Source organism: Phycicoccus jejuensis (assembly GCF_000720925.1).
Taxonomy (GTDB): domain Bacteria; phylum Actinomycetota; class Actinomycetes; order Actinomycetales; family Dermatophilaceae; genus Phycicoccus; species Phycicoccus jejuensis.
Genome location: NZ_JOEE01000001.1, coordinates 601,114 through 615,470, shown reverse-complemented (window position 1 = coordinate 615,470; position 14,357 = coordinate 601,114). Strand labels below are relative to the sequence as shown.

13 protein-coding genes and 1 pseudogene are annotated in these 14,357 nt (G+C 75.4%); 2 read left to right on the top strand and 12 right to left on the bottom strand.

Annotated features, from left to right (window positions below; translation table 11 throughout):
- Positions 1-71: 71 nt before the first annotated feature.
- The 6 genes and pseudogenes from nuoE to IG69_RS0103040 form a co-directional block, all read right to left on the bottom strand.
- Positions 72-884 (bottom strand): annotated as a pseudogene (gene nuoE / locus IG69_RS19915) (NADH-quinone oxidoreductase subunit NuoE); the annotation flags it as partial.
- A complete protein-coding gene (locus IG69_RS0103060) occupies positions 884-2,263 on the bottom strand; it encodes an NADH-quinone oxidoreductase subunit D (protein ID WP_030526707.1) in 1,380 nt (459 codons plus the stop codon). The pseudogene nuoE and the gene IG69_RS0103060, both read right to left, overlap by 1 nt.
- On the bottom strand, positions 2,263-3,093 hold the full coding sequence (locus IG69_RS0103055; protein ID WP_084696536.1) for an NADH-quinone oxidoreductase subunit C: 831 nt from the start codon (positions 3,091-3,093) through the stop codon (positions 2,263-2,265). Before IG69_RS0103055 ends, IG69_RS0103060 begins: the two co-directional genes overlap by 1 nt.
- The gene (locus IG69_RS0103050) at positions 3,090-3,689 is read right to left on the bottom strand and encodes a NuoB/complex I 20 kDa subunit family protein (protein ID WP_030526705.1); all 600 of its coding nucleotides are present in this window, start codon (positions 3,687-3,689) and stop codon (positions 3,090-3,092) included. The genes IG69_RS0103055 and IG69_RS0103050 overlap by 4 nt, the downstream gene beginning before the upstream one ends.
- Positions 3,690-3,729: 40 nt before the next feature.
- Complete coding sequence (locus IG69_RS0103045) at positions 3,730-4,092, bottom strand: NADH-quinone oxidoreductase subunit A (RefSeq protein WP_030526704.1); 363 nt, start codon at positions 4,090-4,092, stop codon at positions 3,730-3,732.
- Between the two features lie 246 nt (positions 4,093-4,338).
- Entirely contained in the window at positions 4,339-5,043 is a 705-nt protein-coding gene (locus IG69_RS0103040; protein ID WP_030526703.1) for a demethylmenaquinone methyltransferase, read from the bottom strand.
- Positions 5,044-5,103: 60 nt separating this feature from the next.
- On the opposite strand from IG69_RS0103040, the gene IG69_RS0103035 reads away from it, so the two are divergent.
- Positions 5,104-6,423, top strand: coding sequence for an isochorismate synthase (locus tag IG69_RS0103035; protein WP_030526702.1), 1,320 nt, complete (start codon positions 5,104-5,106; stop codon positions 6,421-6,423).
- A gap of 141 nt (positions 6,424-6,564) precedes the next feature.
- On the opposite strand, the gene IG69_RS0103030 is transcribed toward IG69_RS0103035, so the two are convergent.
- The 4 genes from IG69_RS0103030 to IG69_RS0103015 are packed head-to-tail and all read right to left on the bottom strand — an operon-like array spanning position 6,565 to position 11,010.
- Positions 6,565-7,800, bottom strand: a complete 1,236-nt coding sequence (locus IG69_RS0103030) for a geranylgeranyl reductase family protein (RefSeq protein ID WP_030526701.1) — start codon at positions 7,798-7,800, stop codon at positions 6,565-6,567.
- A 47-nt stretch (positions 7,801-7,847) separates the two neighbouring features.
- Positions 7,848-9,578 carry a 2-succinyl-5-enolpyruvyl-6-hydroxy-3-cyclohexene-1-carboxylic-acid synthase gene (gene menD, locus IG69_RS0103025; RefSeq protein ID WP_030526700.1) on the bottom strand — a complete coding sequence of 577 codons (1,731 nt, stop codon included), beginning with the start codon at positions 9,576-9,578 and terminating at the stop codon, positions 7,848-7,850.
- Positions 9,575-10,750, bottom strand: a complete 1,176-nt coding sequence (locus IG69_RS0103020; RefSeq protein ID WP_157577309.1) for an alpha/beta hydrolase family protein — start codon at positions 10,748-10,750, stop codon at positions 9,575-9,577. The genes menD and IG69_RS0103020 overlap by 4 nt, the downstream gene beginning before the upstream one ends.
- Entirely contained in the window at positions 10,747-11,010 is a 264-nt protein-coding gene (locus IG69_RS0103015) for a hypothetical protein (protein ID WP_030526698.1), read from the bottom strand. Before IG69_RS0103015 ends, IG69_RS0103020 begins: the two co-directional genes overlap by 4 nt.
- Positions 11,011-11,146: 136 nt before the next feature.
- Here IG69_RS0103015 and IG69_RS0103010 point away from each other — a divergent pair, with 136 nt between their 5' ends.
- Positions 11,147-12,544, top strand: coding sequence for a mycothione reductase (locus IG69_RS0103010; protein WP_030526697.1), 1,398 nt, complete (start codon positions 11,147-11,149; stop codon positions 12,542-12,544).
- Between the two features lie 27 nt (positions 12,545-12,571).
- On the opposite strand, the gene IG69_RS0103005 is transcribed toward IG69_RS0103010, so the two are convergent.
- Both IG69_RS0103005 and IG69_RS0103000 read right to left on the bottom strand, forming a co-directional pair.
- The gene (locus tag IG69_RS0103005) at positions 12,572-13,345 is read right to left on the bottom strand and encodes a VOC family protein (RefSeq protein WP_030526696.1); all 774 of its coding nucleotides are present in this window, start codon (positions 13,343-13,345) and stop codon (positions 12,572-12,574) included.
- Positions 13,342-14,340, bottom strand: a complete 999-nt coding sequence (locus IG69_RS0103000; RefSeq protein WP_030526695.1) for an o-succinylbenzoate synthase — start codon at positions 14,338-14,340, stop codon at positions 13,342-13,344. The genes IG69_RS0103005 and IG69_RS0103000 overlap by 4 nt, the downstream gene beginning before the upstream one ends.
- Positions 14,341-14,357: the final 17 nt, after the last annotated feature.

The following is a 14,357-nucleotide window of genomic DNA, read 5'->3' as shown; positions in this document are numbered from 1 at the left end:
TTCTCGCCGGGGGTGTCGTCGGTCTCGTCACGCTGCGCGGCGGGCTCGGCCTTGTCGGCCTTGGCGTCGTCGCTGGCCGGCGTGGTCTCGGTGCTGCCCGGGGCCTCGTCGGTGGCGGCGGGCGCGGACCCGGAGCCGTGCGCGAAGGCGGAGGCGTGCGCACCCTCGCCCTCGGGGGCGCTCCAGCCGTTGCGCTGGGCGATCTCGAGGCCGAGGAGCGAGGCCGGACCGGCACCCACGCCCTCGTCGGCGAGCCCGTCGGAGAAACCGGCGAGCGTGCGGCTGACCTGCTTGAAGGTGCACAGGCGGTTCGGGCCGCGGGTGGGGCGGACCTCCTTGCCGGCGCGCAGGTCGTCGACGAGCTCCTTGGTGGAGTCCGGCGTCTGGTTGTCGAAGAACTCCCAGTTCGCCATGACGACCGGCGCGTAGTCGCACGCGGCGTTGCACTCGACGCGCTCGAGGGTGATCTTGCCGTCCTCGGTCGTCTCGTCGTGGCCGATCCCGAGGTGCTCCGAGACGGCGTCCCAGATCTCGTCGCCGCCCATGACCGCGCAGAGGGTGTTGGTGCAGACGCCGACCGTGTACTCGCCGTTGGGGTGGCGCTTGTACTGCGTGTAGAACGTCGCAACCCCGCTGACCTCGGCGGTCGTCAGGTCGAGCAGCTCCGCGCACAGGTCGATGCCCCGACCGGTGACGTAGCCGTCGACCGACTGCACGAGGTGCAGCAGCGGCAGGAGCGCCGAGCGCTTCTGCGGGTAGCGGGCGATGACCTCCGCGGCGTCGGCGCGGAAGGTCGCCTCGACGTCGGCGGGGTAACGCTCCTTGGACTCCTCGGGCACCGTGAGGTGACCGGAAGCGGACTGCAGACCGAAGTCGCCGGCCATCAGCGGTCGACACCTCCCATGACGGGGTCGATGGAGGCGACGGCGACGATGACGTCGGCGACCTGCGAGCCCTCGCACATCGCGGCCGTGGCCTGGAGGTTGTTGAAGCTCGGGTCGCGGAAGTGCGCCCGGTAGGGGCGGGTGCCGCCGTCGGAGACGGTGTGGCAGCCCAGCTCGCCCTTCGCGGACTCGACCGCGACGTAGGCCTGGCCCGGGGGGACCCGGAAGCCCTCGGTGACGAGCTTGAAGTGGTGGATCAGCGCCTCCATCGAGGTGCCCATGATCTCGCGGATGTGGTCGAGGCTGTTGCCCTGGCCGTCGCCGCCGACCGACAGCTGCGCCGGCCACGCGATCTTCTTGTCCTCGACCATGACCGGCTGGCCGTCGGTGCGCTGGAGGCGCTCGAGGCACTGCTCGACGATCTTCAGCGACTCGTACATCTCGTCGATGCGGATGCGCAGGCGGTCGTAGGCGTCGCAACCGGTGCGGGTGACGACCTCGAAGTCGTAGGTCTCGTACCCGCAGTACGGCGTGGCCTTGCGCAGGTCGTGCGGCAGGCCGGTCGAGCGCAGCACCGGGCCGGTGACGCCGAGGGCGATGCAGCCGGTGAGGTCGAGGTAGCCGACGCCGACGGTGCGGCCCTTGAGCAGCGGGTTCTCGTTGAGGAGCTTCTCGAGCTCACCGAGGCCGGTGCGCAGCTCGGCGATCACCTCGCGGACCATGTCGACCGCGCCGTGGGGGACGTCCTGCGCCACGCCGCCGGGGCGGATGTAGGCGTTGTTCATCCGCAGGCCGGTGATGGCCTCGAAGACGCGCAGGATGCGCTCGCGCTCGCGGAAGCCGACGGTCATGACCGTCGTCGCGCCCATCTCCATGCCACCGGTGCCGAGGGCGACGAGGTGGGAGTTGACGCGGGTGAGCTCCATCATCATGACGCGGATGATCGAGGCGCGCTCCGGGATCCGGTCCTCGATGCCGAGCAGGCGCTCGACCGAGAGGCAGTAGGCCGCCTCCTGGAACATCGGGGTCAGGTAGTCCATCCGGGTGCAGAACGTCACGCCCTGCGTCCAGGTGCGGAACTCCATGTTCTTCTCGATGCCGGTGTGCAGGTAGCCGATGCCCGCGCGGGCCTCGGTCACCGTCTCGCCGTCGAGCTCGAGGATGAGCCGGAGCACGCCGTGGGTCGACGGGTGCTGCGGGCCCATGTTGACGACGATCCGCTCCTCGTGGAGGGCGGTGGCCTCGTCGACGAGGTCGTTCCAGTCGCCGCCGGAGACGGTGAAGACGCGCGCGCCCTCGGTGTCGTCGTCGACGGATGCGCCGTAGGGGTCGGTGACCGTGAGGTCCTCGGCGACGGTGTCGTACTCGTGGGTCGTCATCAGCTGTACGCCCTCCGCTGGTCCGGCGGCGGGACGGTGCCGCCCTTGTACTCGACGGGGATGCCGCCGAGGGGGTAGTCCTTGCGCTGCGGGTGGCCCGGCCAGTCGTCGGGCATGAGGATGCGGGTCAGGGCCGGGTGGCCGTCGAACTCGATCCCGAACATGTCCCAGGTCTCGCGCTCGTGCCAGTCGTTGCCCGGCCAGATGCTCACGAGCGAGGGGACGTGCGCGTCGTCGTCGGGGCAGGTGACCTCGAGGCGGACCCGGCGGCTGCCGTGGGTGATCGACAGCAGCGGGTAGACGACGTGGAGCTCGCGCCCGGTCTCGCCGGGGTAGTGGACGCCGGAGGCGCCCATGCACATCTCGAAGCGCAGGCCCGGGTGGTCGCGCAGGACGCGGGCGACCTCGAGGAGGTGCTCGCGCCGCACGAAGACGGTCATCTCGCCGCGGTCGACGACGACCTTCTCGACGGCGGCGCCGAGACCGGGGCCGGCCTCGAGGGCGGTGCCGAGGAGGTCGGCGACCTCGTCGTAGTAGCCGCCGTACGGGCGGGGGGAGGCGCCGGGCAGGAGCGTCGGGGTGACGAGGCCGCCGTAGCCCGTGGTGTCCTGGCCGCGGGTCGCGCCGAACATGCCGCGCCGCTCACCGATCTGCACCGGCTCGGAGTCGGCGCCGGCGAGCTCGACGACGCGGCCGCCGCCGGTGTGCTGCGCGGTGTCGGACGAGCGGGGGTCGTCGTCGGTGCGGGTGGCCGCGGTGTCGAGGGCCTTGTCGGGCACCGGGGCGCCCTCGCCGCTCTCGAGGTGCTTGGGGTCCTTGGCGTCGCTCATGCGAGGAGGTTCTTCCCGGCCGGCGCCGCGAGGTGCGCGAGGTGGTCGTGGGTCGGCGCCATGAGCGAGGTCGGGGTGGCGCGCAGGGCGGCCTCCTCGGCGGCGCGGGCGGCGGCGACGCGGTTGACGCCGAGCTTGCTGTTCTGGATCTGGTCGTGGAGCTCGATGATCGCGTTGAGCAGCATCTCGGGGCGCGGCGGGCAGCCCGGCAGGTAGATGTCGACCGGGATGACGTGGTCGACGCCCTGGACGATGGCGTAGTTGTTGAACATGCCGCCCGAGGAGGCGCAGACGCCCATCGAGATGACCCACTTGGGGTTCGGCATCTGGTCGTAGACCTGGCGGACGACGGGCGCCATCTTCTGGCTGACCCGCCCGGCGACGATCATCAGGTCCGCCTGGCGCGGCGTGGCCGAGAACCGCTCCATGCCGAAGCGGGCGATGTCGTAGTCGGGCGTGCCGACGGCCATCATCTCGATCGCGCAGCAGGCGAGCCCGAAGGTCGCCGGCCAGATCGAGGCCTTGCGCATGTACCCGGCGACGTTCTCGAGCGTCGTCAGGACGAACCCTGCGGGCAGCTTCTCCTCGAGTCCCATCACGCCTCCTCGGCGGTGTTGACGGTTGTGCGGGCGGTGCTCAGTCCCACTCGAGCCCACCCCGCTTCCAGACGTAGGCGTAGGCGACGAACACCGTGATGATGAACAGGACCATCTCGACGAGGGCGAACAGGCCCAGCTGGTCGAAGGCCACGGCGAACGGGTAGAGGAAGACCGACTCGATGTCGAAGATGATGAAGAGCATCGCGGTCAGGAAGTACTTGATCGGCACGCGCCCGCCGCCGGCGGCGCGGGGCGTCGGCTGGATGCCGCACTCGTAGGCCTCGAGCTTGGCGCGGTTGTAGCGCTTCGGTCCGACGACCAGGCTCGTCCCCACCGACAGCGCCGCGAAGCCGAAGCCGAGCGCCAGGAGGATGAGGAGGGGGACGTAGGGATTGCTCATCGCGGGCGAACTCCCCTTTCGCTGCTCGGGTGCGACGGGTGGTCGACGGGCGCCGGGGCCGCACACGGCGTCCCCGCCATCCTAGGGGCGTTGACCGACGGCGCACCCAGGGGCGTCTCGCCCCCGGCCACGGCGCGTCGAGACGCGCGGTCAGTGCAGGTCACAGGTCCCTCGGATGCTTGTGAACGTGTTCACGAACGGTCGGAAGTCTAGGACGCCCCTCGCGGCGCCCGAACTGAGGTATGCCTAACCCTTGACGACCGGCTTGGTCGCGCGGTGCAGGGCGACGATCCCACCGCTCAGGTCGCGCCACTGGACGGCCCCCCAGCCGGCGTCCGCCACCTGCCGGGCGAGACCCCGCTGGTCCGGCCAGGCCTGGATGGACTCGGCGAGGTAGACGTAGGAGTCGGGGTTGGAGCTGACCGCGCGGGCGATCCGCGGCAGCGAGCCCATGAGGTAGGTCGAGTAGACGCGGCGGAAGGCCTTGTTCGTCGGGCTGCTGAACTCGCAGACCACGAGGCGGCCTCCGGGCCTGGTCACCCGGAGGAACTCGCGCAGGGCGACGGACGGCTCGGCGACGTTGCGCAGGCCGAAGCTCATCGTCACGACGTCGAAGGAGTCGTCGGCGAAGGGCAGGCGCATCGCGTCGGCGGCGGTGAACCCGAGGTCCGAGCGGCGCCGGTGGCCGACGCGGAGCATCCCGAGGGAGAAGTCGGCCGGGACGACGTCGACGCCGGAGTCGGCGAACGGCTCGCTGCTCGTGCCGGTGCCGGCGGCGATGTCGAGGACGCGCTGGCCGGGCCTCGCGTCGCACGCGGCGACGACGGCCCGGCGCCACAGCCGGTCCTGGCCGAGGGAGAGGACGTCGTTCGTCACGTCGTAGCGGTCGGCGACGTCGTCGAACATCGACGCGACGTCGCGGGGGTCCTTCTCGAGGGAGGCGCGGGACATGGTGGCCATCCTCCCACCGATGCCGGAGGGCCCCGCACCGCGCCGTATCGTTGTCTGCTGATGACCTCGCTCCCCGCGGGCCGGCCGGCCCCCTCCGCACCGGCGGTGCACGCCCCGGCGGCCCCCCTCGTGGCCCGGACCGTGCCGCTGGACGCCGCGCTCGCCGCGGACCTGCTGGCCGTCCTCCCGGCGGGCGGCCCGACCGACGCGTGCTCCTGGGTGCGCCGCGGCGAGGGCCTCGTCGGGTGGGGCCGCGCCGCGTCGCACGTCGCCGTCGGGCCCGACCGGTTCGGCGAGCTCGAGCGCTGGTGGAGCGGGCTCGTCGACGGCGCCGTCGTGCGCGACGAGGTCGACCTGCCCGGCACCGGCCCGGTGGCCTTCGGGTCCGTCGCCTACGCGGCCGGGTCGGCCGAGGGCGGCACGCTCGTCGTCCCCGAGGTCGTCGTCGGACGTCGCGGCGAGGTCGCCTGGCTGACGACGATGAGCGCCGGCGCCGCCGTCCCCGGCGCGGCCCAGGTCGCCCCGCAGCCGGCGCCCCTGCGCCCCGTCGACGTCGCCTTCTCCGACGGCGCGCTCTCCGCCGCCGACTGGTCCGCCGCCGTCGCGACCGCCGTCGCGCGCATCACCGCCGGCGAGCTCGACAAGGTCGTGCTCGCCCGCGACCTCGGCGTGACCACCCGCTCGCCGCTCGACGTCCGCTGGCTGCTGCACCGGCTCGCGGAGCGCTACGACACGACGTGGGTCTTCGCGGTCGACGGCCTCGTCGGCGCGACGCCCGAGCTGCTCGTGCGCCGCGAGAAGGGGCTCGTGACGTCGCGGGTGCTCGCGGGGACCATCCGGCCGACCGGGGACGACGCCCACGACCTCGCGCTCGCGGCGTCGCTGGCCCGCTCGTCGAAGGACCTCGAGGAGCACGAGTACGCGGTGCGGTCCGTGGCCGACGCGCTGGCGCCGCACTGCTCGTCGATGAACGTGCCCGAGGCGCCCTTCGTCCTGCACCTGTCCAACGTCATGCACCTGGCCACCGACGTGGCCGGGGTGCTCGTCGACGACACCTCGTCGCTGACCCTCGCGGCCTCGCTCCATCCCTCCGCGGCCGTGTGCGGCACGCCGCGGCTCGTCGCCGACGACGTCATCACCGAGCTCGAGCACATGGACCGCGGGCGCTACGCCGGCCCGGTCGGGTGGATCGACGCCGCCGGCGACGGCGAGTGGGGCATCGCCCTGCGGTGCGGGGCGGTCGACCGGGACGACGCCTCGCGGATGCGGCTGTTCGCCGGCTGCGGCATCGTCGCGGGGTCCGACCCCGACGACGAGCTCGCCGAGTCCTCGGCCAAGCTCGTGCCGATGCGCGACGCCCTCACCGCCGACGCCCCCTGATCGCGGCCCCTTCGCGTCGAGTGCGGATGCGGCGGCCCCGGCGACCGCCTGCGCCCTCGACGCCACGGACTTTCGCGTCGAGTGCGGAAGCGGCAGCCCCGGCGACCGCCTGCGCCCTCGACGCCACGGGGTCGGGGTCGGTCAGGTGAAGGGCGGGCGGGCGTCGACGGCGACCGAGCGCCGGCCGGCCCAGCGCCAGATGCGCGCGGAGGCGTCGCGGTCCTCGTCCGTGATGAGGTTGCCCATCCAGCGCAGCGCGAGCGTCATCAGCCAGTCGCTGCGCATGCCGACGGGGCCGAGGGCGGCGAGCGTGCGCGGCACCGTGAAGATCGCCGCCATCCGCCGGGCGATGGAGAAGGCCTCGCCGTAGTGGTCGCGCAGCAGCGCCGGCCACACGGTCGCGAGGTCGTCGTCGAGGTGCAGCGCCGCGAGCCGGCCGGTCTCGAGGCCGTAGTCGATGCCCTCGCCGTTGAGCGGGTTGACGCACGCGGCGGCGTCGCCGACGAGCGCCCAGTTCGGTCCGGCGACGTTCGACACGGCGCCGCCCATCGGCAGGAGCGCGCTCGTCGGCATCCGCTGCTCGCCGGTCAGCCCGAAGTCGGCGCGGCGCTCGTCGGTGTACCGGCGCATGAGCGGCTTGATGGCGACCTCCGCCGGGCGGCGGGTCGTGGCCAGCGTGCCGACGCCGACGTTCACCTGCCCCCCGCCGAGCGGGAAGATCCAGCCGTAGCCGGGCAGCGCCTCGCCGGCGTCGCCGCGCAGCTCGAGGTGGCTGGAGATCCACGGGTCGTCGGCCCGGTCGGAGTCGACGTAGCAGCGGCCGGCGACGGCGTAGACGGTGTCCTTGTGCCACTCGCGGCCGAGGACCTTGCCCAGGCCCGAGCGCACCCCGTCGGCGACGACGAGGCGCTCGCACTCGATCTCCTGCGTGCTGCCGTCGTCGCGGCGGAAGGTGACCGACCGGACGCGGCCGCCCTCGAGCGAGGCGTCGACCGCCTTGGCGCCCTCGACGCCGGTCGCGCCGGAGTCGAGCGCGGCCTCGCGGATTCCGGCGTCGAGCTCGGTCCGCGGCACGGCCGAGCCGTGCGACGGCAGCGTGCCCCCCGGCCAGGGCAGGTGCAGCGTCTGGCCGAAGCCGTGCGCGCGCAGGCCCTGGTTGACGGTGTGCGAGCGCACCCAGTCGCCGAGGCCGAGCCGGTCGAGCTCGGCGACCGCGCGCGGGGTCAGGCCGTCGCCGCAGGTCTTGTCACGCGGGAAGGTGGCGGCGTCGGCGAGCACGACGTCACGGCCGGCGCGCGCGGCCCAGGCCGCGGCGGAGGCGCCCGCGGGGCCGGCGCCGACGACGAGGACGTCGGTACGGGTGGGGGTGGTCGGCACGGGTCGATTCTCGCAACCGCGGGCGCCGTGGCCGAATCGGCCCACGGTCAGCTGTCGAGGGTGCGGGCGGCGAGCGCCCGGAGCGCGGCGTGCGCGTCGCGATGGGTCGAGCGGTCGAGGCGGACCTCGACGACGCGCAGCCCGTCGGGGCGGCGGGCGACGGCGGCGGCGAGCGCCTCGCGGTCGGCGACGCGCTCGTGGGCGACCCCGTGCGCCCGGCACACGGCGGCGAGGTCGGTACCGGTCGGCGTCCCGAAGACGCGCTCGAACGAGTCGGCACGCTCGGGCGCCCCGTGCTCGAGGGTGGTGAAGATGCCGCCGCCGTCGTCGTTGACGACGACGAGCGTGAGGTCGGGGCGCGGCTCGTGGGGTCCGACCAGCAACCCGTTGGCGTCGTGGAGGAAGGTCAGGTCCCCGAGCAACGCGTGGGTCGGGCGGCCGGTCCCGAGGGCGACGCCCACGGCCGTCGAGACGACGCCGTCGATGCCCGCCAGCCCGCGGTTGGCGTGGACCCGGACGCCGACGTGCGGGTCACCGGTGCGACCGGTCGTCGCGAGGTCGAGGTCGCGCACCGGGTTGGACGAGCCGAGGACGAGGACCCCGTCGGCGGGGAGGGCGTCGTGGACCACCGCCGCGACCGCGAGGCCGCTCGGCCAGGGCAGGCCCTGCGCGGCGACGGCCTCGGCGAGCCGGCGGCCGGCCTCGTGCCACGACCGCGCCCAGTCACCGGGGGGGACGGGGTCGGCACCCGCGTCCGCGTGCAGGGCCGCCAGGGGATGGACCACCGCCGCCACGTGCGAGGGGTCGGGCCACGTGGTCGCCCCGGTGACGACCTCGACCCGCACCCCCGGCCGGCGGAGCACGGCCGCCACCGGCCGGGCGAGGGTGATCCGCCCGACGACGAGGACGCGCTCGGGCAGGTGCGCGTCGACCCACCCGGTGGCGGTGAGCAGGAGAGGCCCGTGCGGCAGCGTGGCCGCCCGCGCGGACGGACCGGCGAACGGTTCCGCGACGACCGGGTACCCGCGCGAGGCCGCCCAGGCGACGGCCTCGTCGCCACCGCCCCCCGGCAGGTCGCCGACCACGACGAGGGTGCGCTCGACGTGCTCGATGCTCCCTGCCGGCGCCGTGGCGACCGCGGGCCGCACCGCGGTCCACGGCCCGTCGTCCGGCCGCCCGGTGAGGTGCTCCGGCAGCGGCTCGGGCCCTCCGGCCCCGGGCGCGAGCGGGTCGCGGAAGGCGACGTCGAGGTGGACCGGCCCCGGCTCGCCACCGGTCGAGCCCTGCGCCGCGGCGAGCGCCCGGCAGACCGTGGCCCGCCACCAGGCGCCCCGGCCGTCGCCGTCCACCGGGACGGCGTCGGGGGCGGGCACGTCGGCCTCCCAGCGGACGGCACCGGCGAGCATCCCCGGCTGGCGGGTCGTCTGGTTCGCGCCGCTCCCCCGCAGCTCGTGCGGGCGGTCGGCCGACACGACGACGAGGGGCACGCCGGTGTGGGAGGCCTCGAGGACGGCCGGGTGGAGGTTCGCCACCGCGGTGCCGGAGGTCGTGACGACGGGCACCGGGCGGCCGGAGCCCTTCGCGAGCCCCAGCGCGAGGAAGCCCGCCGACCGCTCGTCGACCCGCACGTGCAGCCGCAGCCGACCCGCCCGGTCGGCCGCGAGCAGCGCGTAGGCGAGCGGGGCCGAGCGCGAGCCCGGAGCGAGGACGGCGTCGCGGACCCCGCCGCGCACGAGCTCGTCGACGAGCACGGTGGCGAGCGCGGTGGAGGGGGTCACGGGCCGCGATTCTGCCAGCCGGCCCCGGGCGGCGTCCGGGCCCCGCGCGTGACGACGACCTCGCTGACCCCGAGCACCGGCCGCCCGAGCACGGACCCCGCGGACGCCTGCCACGCGCGCAGGCCCGGCACGGCGCCGAGGGGCGCTCCGGCCGCCGCTCTCACCGTGCGCTCGTAGCCCTCGAGTCCGTGGCGGGCCACGTCGACCGGCGGGCCGGCGCCGAGCCGCAGCGTGAGCCAGGACGCACGCGCCGGGTTGGGGGCGAGGTCGAGCGCCGGCACCGGGTCGTCGGCGTGCTCGACGGACAGGACGCGCACGTCCTCCGGTATCTCCACGAGCCCGATGGGTGCGCCGGTGGTCAGGACGTGGGTGACCCGGTGCCCGCGCCGGAAGCCGTCGTCGGCCGCGAGGGACGCGGCGTGCAGGCCACCCTGGCTGTGCCCGACGAGGACCACCGGCTCGGTCGCGAGCGCACCCGGCGGCAGCGCCCGGCGGCGGGCGGACGCCGCGCGGGCCGCGTCGAGCGCGGCCACGACGCCGGCCCCGGCGAGCGTCGCGTCCCCGGTGACCGCCGCGAGGTCGGTCGTCAGGTCGAACGGCTGCGGCCCGGCCCGGGGGGACCACGACTGCGTGCCCGGCACGACGACGACCCAGGCCGACCCGCCGCCCGGCGCCGCGACCTCGACGACCCGCACCCGCCCGCCGTCGAGCCCGTCGCCGAGGGCCACGAGGTCGCCGGGGCCGGCGAGCGTGCGGGGCGTCCACCGCGGCGGCACCCGCTCCACCACCACCCGGGCGCCGGTCTCGTCGAACCACCCGACCGAGGCAGCCCGTGCGACCCCGGAACGCACCCCCGCGAGCGCCGCCGCCGCGAGGTCCTCGGCCCCGGCGTACGCCACGGCCGCGAGCCGCAGCCGGACCGACAGAACGTCGAGCGCGAGCGCCTCGCCCCACAGGCCGGCCGGGCCCGCCACCCGCGCGGCGTCGGCCTCGACCCCGACCCACGCGCCGAGCACGCCGACCCCGGGCAGCCCGCCCCGACCCACGCCGGACGCCAGCCGGGCCGCCCCACCGGCGACGGCCGACCCCTCGTCGCGCAGGACCTCGGCCGTCGACGCCAGCGCACCGGCCCAGGCCAGCAGGTCCTCGGACCGCACGGCCACCCGCGTCACGAGGCCCTCCCCAGCCCGTCGTCGGCCGAGGCCCGCAGCGCCGACGCGAGCGCGCGCAGCGAGCGTGCCAGCCACGCGAGCTCGTCGGCGAGGGCCACCAGCCGGGCGCGACGCGTGTCCACCGACGCGCGCAGGGCGTCCGCCGCCGGGCCCTCCCACCACTCGCCGGACGACCGCGCCAGGCCGCCCGCGCGCACCCCGACGACCTCGACCGCCTCCTCGACCCGCCGGGCCAGCGCCTCCACCTCCGCCACGTCCACCGCGGCCTCCTCCCGTCTCGCCTGCGCCAACCCCACCCCACGGGCCCGTCCCCGCACCAGCACCGGCGCCCGGTCTGTGGACGAGCGCCCGCGCACCGGCGCCCTGTGGACGAGCGGCACCACGTAGCGTGGCGCCATGCCCCACCACGACCTCGTGATCATCGGCAGCGGCTCGGGCAACTCGCTCCTCACCCCGGAGCTCGAGGGCCTCGACGTCGCGATCGTCGAGAAGGGGACCTTCGGGGGGACCTGCCTCAACGTCGGCTGCATCCCCACGAAGATGTTCGTCCTGCCCGCCGACCGCGTCGTCGAGGCCGAGGACGCCCACCGGCTCGGCGTCACCTTCGACCCGCCGCAGGTCGACTGGCCGGCCATCCGCGACCGCGTCTTCGGCCGGATCGACCCGATCTCGCACGGCGGCGAGGACTACCGCGCCGGCCAGGAGAACGTCACCCTCTACCGCTCCCGGGCGCGCTTCACCGGCCCCCGGACCCTCGTCCTCGACTCCGGCGAGGAGGTCACCGCCGAGCGCGTCGTCGTCGCCGCCGGCAGCCGGCCCGTCGGCCTCGCCCTCGACGGCCTGACCGGCGCCGACCCCGCGAACGGCGTGCACACCTCCGACACCGTCATGCGCCTGGACGCCCTGCCCGCACGGATGGCCGTCGTCGGCGGCGGCTTCGTGGCCTGCGAGATGGCCCACGTCTTCTCGGCGCTCGGCGTCCACGTGACGCAGGTGCAGCGCTCGGGCCGGCTGCTCATGGCCGAGGAGTTCGAGGTCTCCGAGCGCTACACCGAGGTCGCGCGCTCGCGCTACGACGTGCGCCTGTCGACGACCGTCACGAGCGCCGAGCACGTCTCGGGCGTCTGGCGGCTGGGCACCGAGGGGCCCGAGGGCGCCGCGCACGTCGAGGCCGAGGTCGTGCTCCTCGCCGTCGGCCGCCGCCCCAACAGCGACCTCCTCGATGCCGCCACGGGCGGGCTCGACACCCACCCCGACGGGCGGCTCGTCGTCGACCGGCAGGGGCGCACGAGCGTCCCGCGCGTCTGGGCGCTCGGTGACATCAGCTCCGAGCACCAGCTGAAGCACGTCGCCAACGGGGAGGCGCGGATCGTCGCGCACAACCTCGCGGTCGACCTCGGCCGGCTCGACGGCCCGCCGCACGAGGCCGACGACCGGCCGGTGCCCCACGCCGTCTTCGGCCACCCGCAGGTCGCCTCGTTCGGCCCGACGGCGGCGCAGCTGGAGTCCGACGGCACCGAGTTCGTCACGTACACGCAGAAGGTCGGCGACGTCGCCTACGGCTGGGCGCTCGAGGACACCACCGGGGTCCTGACCCTCCACGCGACCCCGGACGGCCGCCTCCTCGCGGCGCACATGGTCGGGCCGCAGGCGTCGAGCATCGTCCAGCCCCTCGTCCAGGCGGCGAGCTTCGGCCAGCACGTGCACGACGTCGCGCGCGGGCAGTACTGGATCCACCCCGCCCTCGCCGAGGTCGTCGAGAACGCGCTGCTCGGGCTGCCGCTCGAGCGCTGAGCGCGGCCGGCAGGACCGGCGCGGACGTCAGCGCGCCGGGCTCGGCGGACGGTCGGTGAGGCAGTGCACGCGGCCGACCGGGTCGAGCAGCACCGTCCAGAACGAGCGCTCCTCGAGCACCACGGCGCCGGCGGCGACGTGCCGCGCGGTGTCCGCGGCCCGGTCCGCGCACGCGAGGTCGACGTGCCCGCGCACCTCGCCGTCCTCCTCGCCGAGGGTCTGCAGGAGGATGCGCACCGGCATCGCGGCGCCGGCGCTGACCGACGCGTACCCGGGCTCGTCGGAGGCCCGCCAGGTCCATCCGGTCAGCCTCTGCCAGTACGTGTTCTCCGCCTCCCACCGCGAGCGCGGCACGTCGAGGCAGCACTGGTCGAGGATGCTGGTCAGCCCGTCGCGTGGCTGGCCCCGACGGCCGGCCCGACCGTCCCACGTCGTGAGGCAGTGGACGAACCCTCCGGGCGAGCGGAGGACGACGACGGTGTCGCCGATGGCGCCCACGCGCGTGGCCCCGAGCGCCTCGGCCCGCGCGGCGGCGAGGTGCACGTCCTCGACGTCGAGGTCGAGGTGCACTCCCCCGCGACCGGAGCCGACGGCCTGCAGCTTGAGCCATGGGTCGCCCTGCGGCGGTGCGAGGGTGGCGAACTCGTCACGCTCGCCGCGGCGGTCGACGACCTCCTGCCCGGTCACCTCGGACCAGAAGGCCCAGGACCGCTCGGCGTCGGCCACGGGGGTGTCGAGGAAGAGCCAGACCCACCGGACGGCCCCGCCGCCGGGGACCTCGTCGTTCGTGGCTCCGGTCATGCGGGTGCTCCCGTCAGGTGGTCGTGGGCGGCCGCGACGCGCTCGCGCCACCAGTCGGTCCGTTCCCGGGGCGCCGCCCATCGGTCGAGCAGCCCCGGGTCGGCGGCGACGCGGCGCACCGGTAGCGCGCCGCCGGCGGGCCGCATCGGCTCGGTCGTCACGTCGCCGGCGAGCAGGGCCACCGTGCCGAGCCCGCACGCGAACGGCAGCTCGGGGAGGGCCGCGGCGAGCGCCACGCCGGCGGCCATCCCGACGCTCGTGTCGAGCGCGGACGACACGACCGCGGGCAGCCCGCAGGCCTCGACGACCTCGAGCGCCTGCCGCACGCCACCGAGCGGCGCCACCTTGACGACGACGACGTCCGCGGCCTCGAGGTCGCGCACGCGCAGCGGGTCGGACGCCTTGCGGATGGACTCGTCGGCCGCGACCGGGACGTCGAGCCCGCGACGGCCGAGCAGGAGCCGCAGGTCGCGCAGCTCCTCGACCGTGGCGCACGGCTGCTCCGCGTACTCGAGGTCGTACCGGGCCAGCCGGCCGAGGACCTGCGCGGCCTCCTCGACCCCCCAGCCCCCGTTGGCGTCGACGCGGACGCGGCCGCTGCGCCCGAGCACGGACCGCACGGCGGCGACCCGGTCGACGTCGGCGGCGGACGGCTGGCCGCGCTCGGCGACCTTGACCTTCGCGGTCGTGCAGCCCGGGAAGCGCGCGAGGACCCCGGCCACCTCGTCGGGCGCGACGGCGGGGACGGTGGCGTTGACGGGCACGCTGTCGCGCAGCGGCTCCGGCCATCCCGTCCACGCGGCCTCGATCCCGGCGGCCAGCCAGCGCGCCGCCTCGGCCGGCCCGTACTCGAGGAAGGGCGCGAACTCCCCCCACCCGCGGGGTCCCCGCAGGAGCGCCGCCTCGCGGACGAGGACCCCCCGGAAGGGGACCCGCATGGGGACGGCGACGACGTGGAGGCCGGCGAGGACCTCCGGCAGGGCTGCGACCGTCACCGCACCACCGTAGGACG

Excerpts from the sequence above, each read along its gene's own strand:
- IG69_RS0103060 (WP_030526707.1), bottom strand. The coding sequence starts at position 2,263 with ATGACGACCCACGAGTACGACACCGTCGCCGAGGACCTCACGGTCACC.
- IG69_RS0103055 (WP_084696536.1), bottom strand. The coding sequence starts at position 3,093 with ATGAGCGACGCCAAGGACCCCAAGCACCTCGAGAGCGGCGAGGGCGCC.
- IG69_RS0103050 (WP_030526705.1), bottom strand. The coding sequence starts at position 3,689 with ATGGGACTCGAGGAGAAGCTGCCCGCAGGGTTCGTCCTGACGACGCTC.
- IG69_RS0103045 (WP_030526704.1), bottom strand. The coding sequence starts at position 4,092 with ATGAGCAATCCCTACGTCCCCCTCCTCATCCTCCTGGCGCTCGGCTTC.
- IG69_RS0103040 (WP_030526703.1), bottom strand. The coding sequence starts at position 5,043 with ATGTCCCGCGCCTCCCTCGAGAAGGACCCCCGCGACGTCGCGTCGATG.
- IG69_RS0103035 (WP_030526702.1), top strand. The coding sequence starts at position 5,104 with ATGACCTCGCTCCCCGCGGGCCGGCCGGCCCCCTCCGCACCGGCGGTG.
- IG69_RS0103010 (WP_030526697.1), top strand. The coding sequence starts at position 11,147 with ATGCCCCACCACGACCTCGTGATCATCGGCAGCGGCTCGGGCAACTCG.
- IG69_RS0103005 (WP_030526696.1), bottom strand. The coding sequence starts at position 13,345 with ATGACCGGAGCCACGAACGACGAGGTCCCCGGCGGCGGGGCCGTCCGG.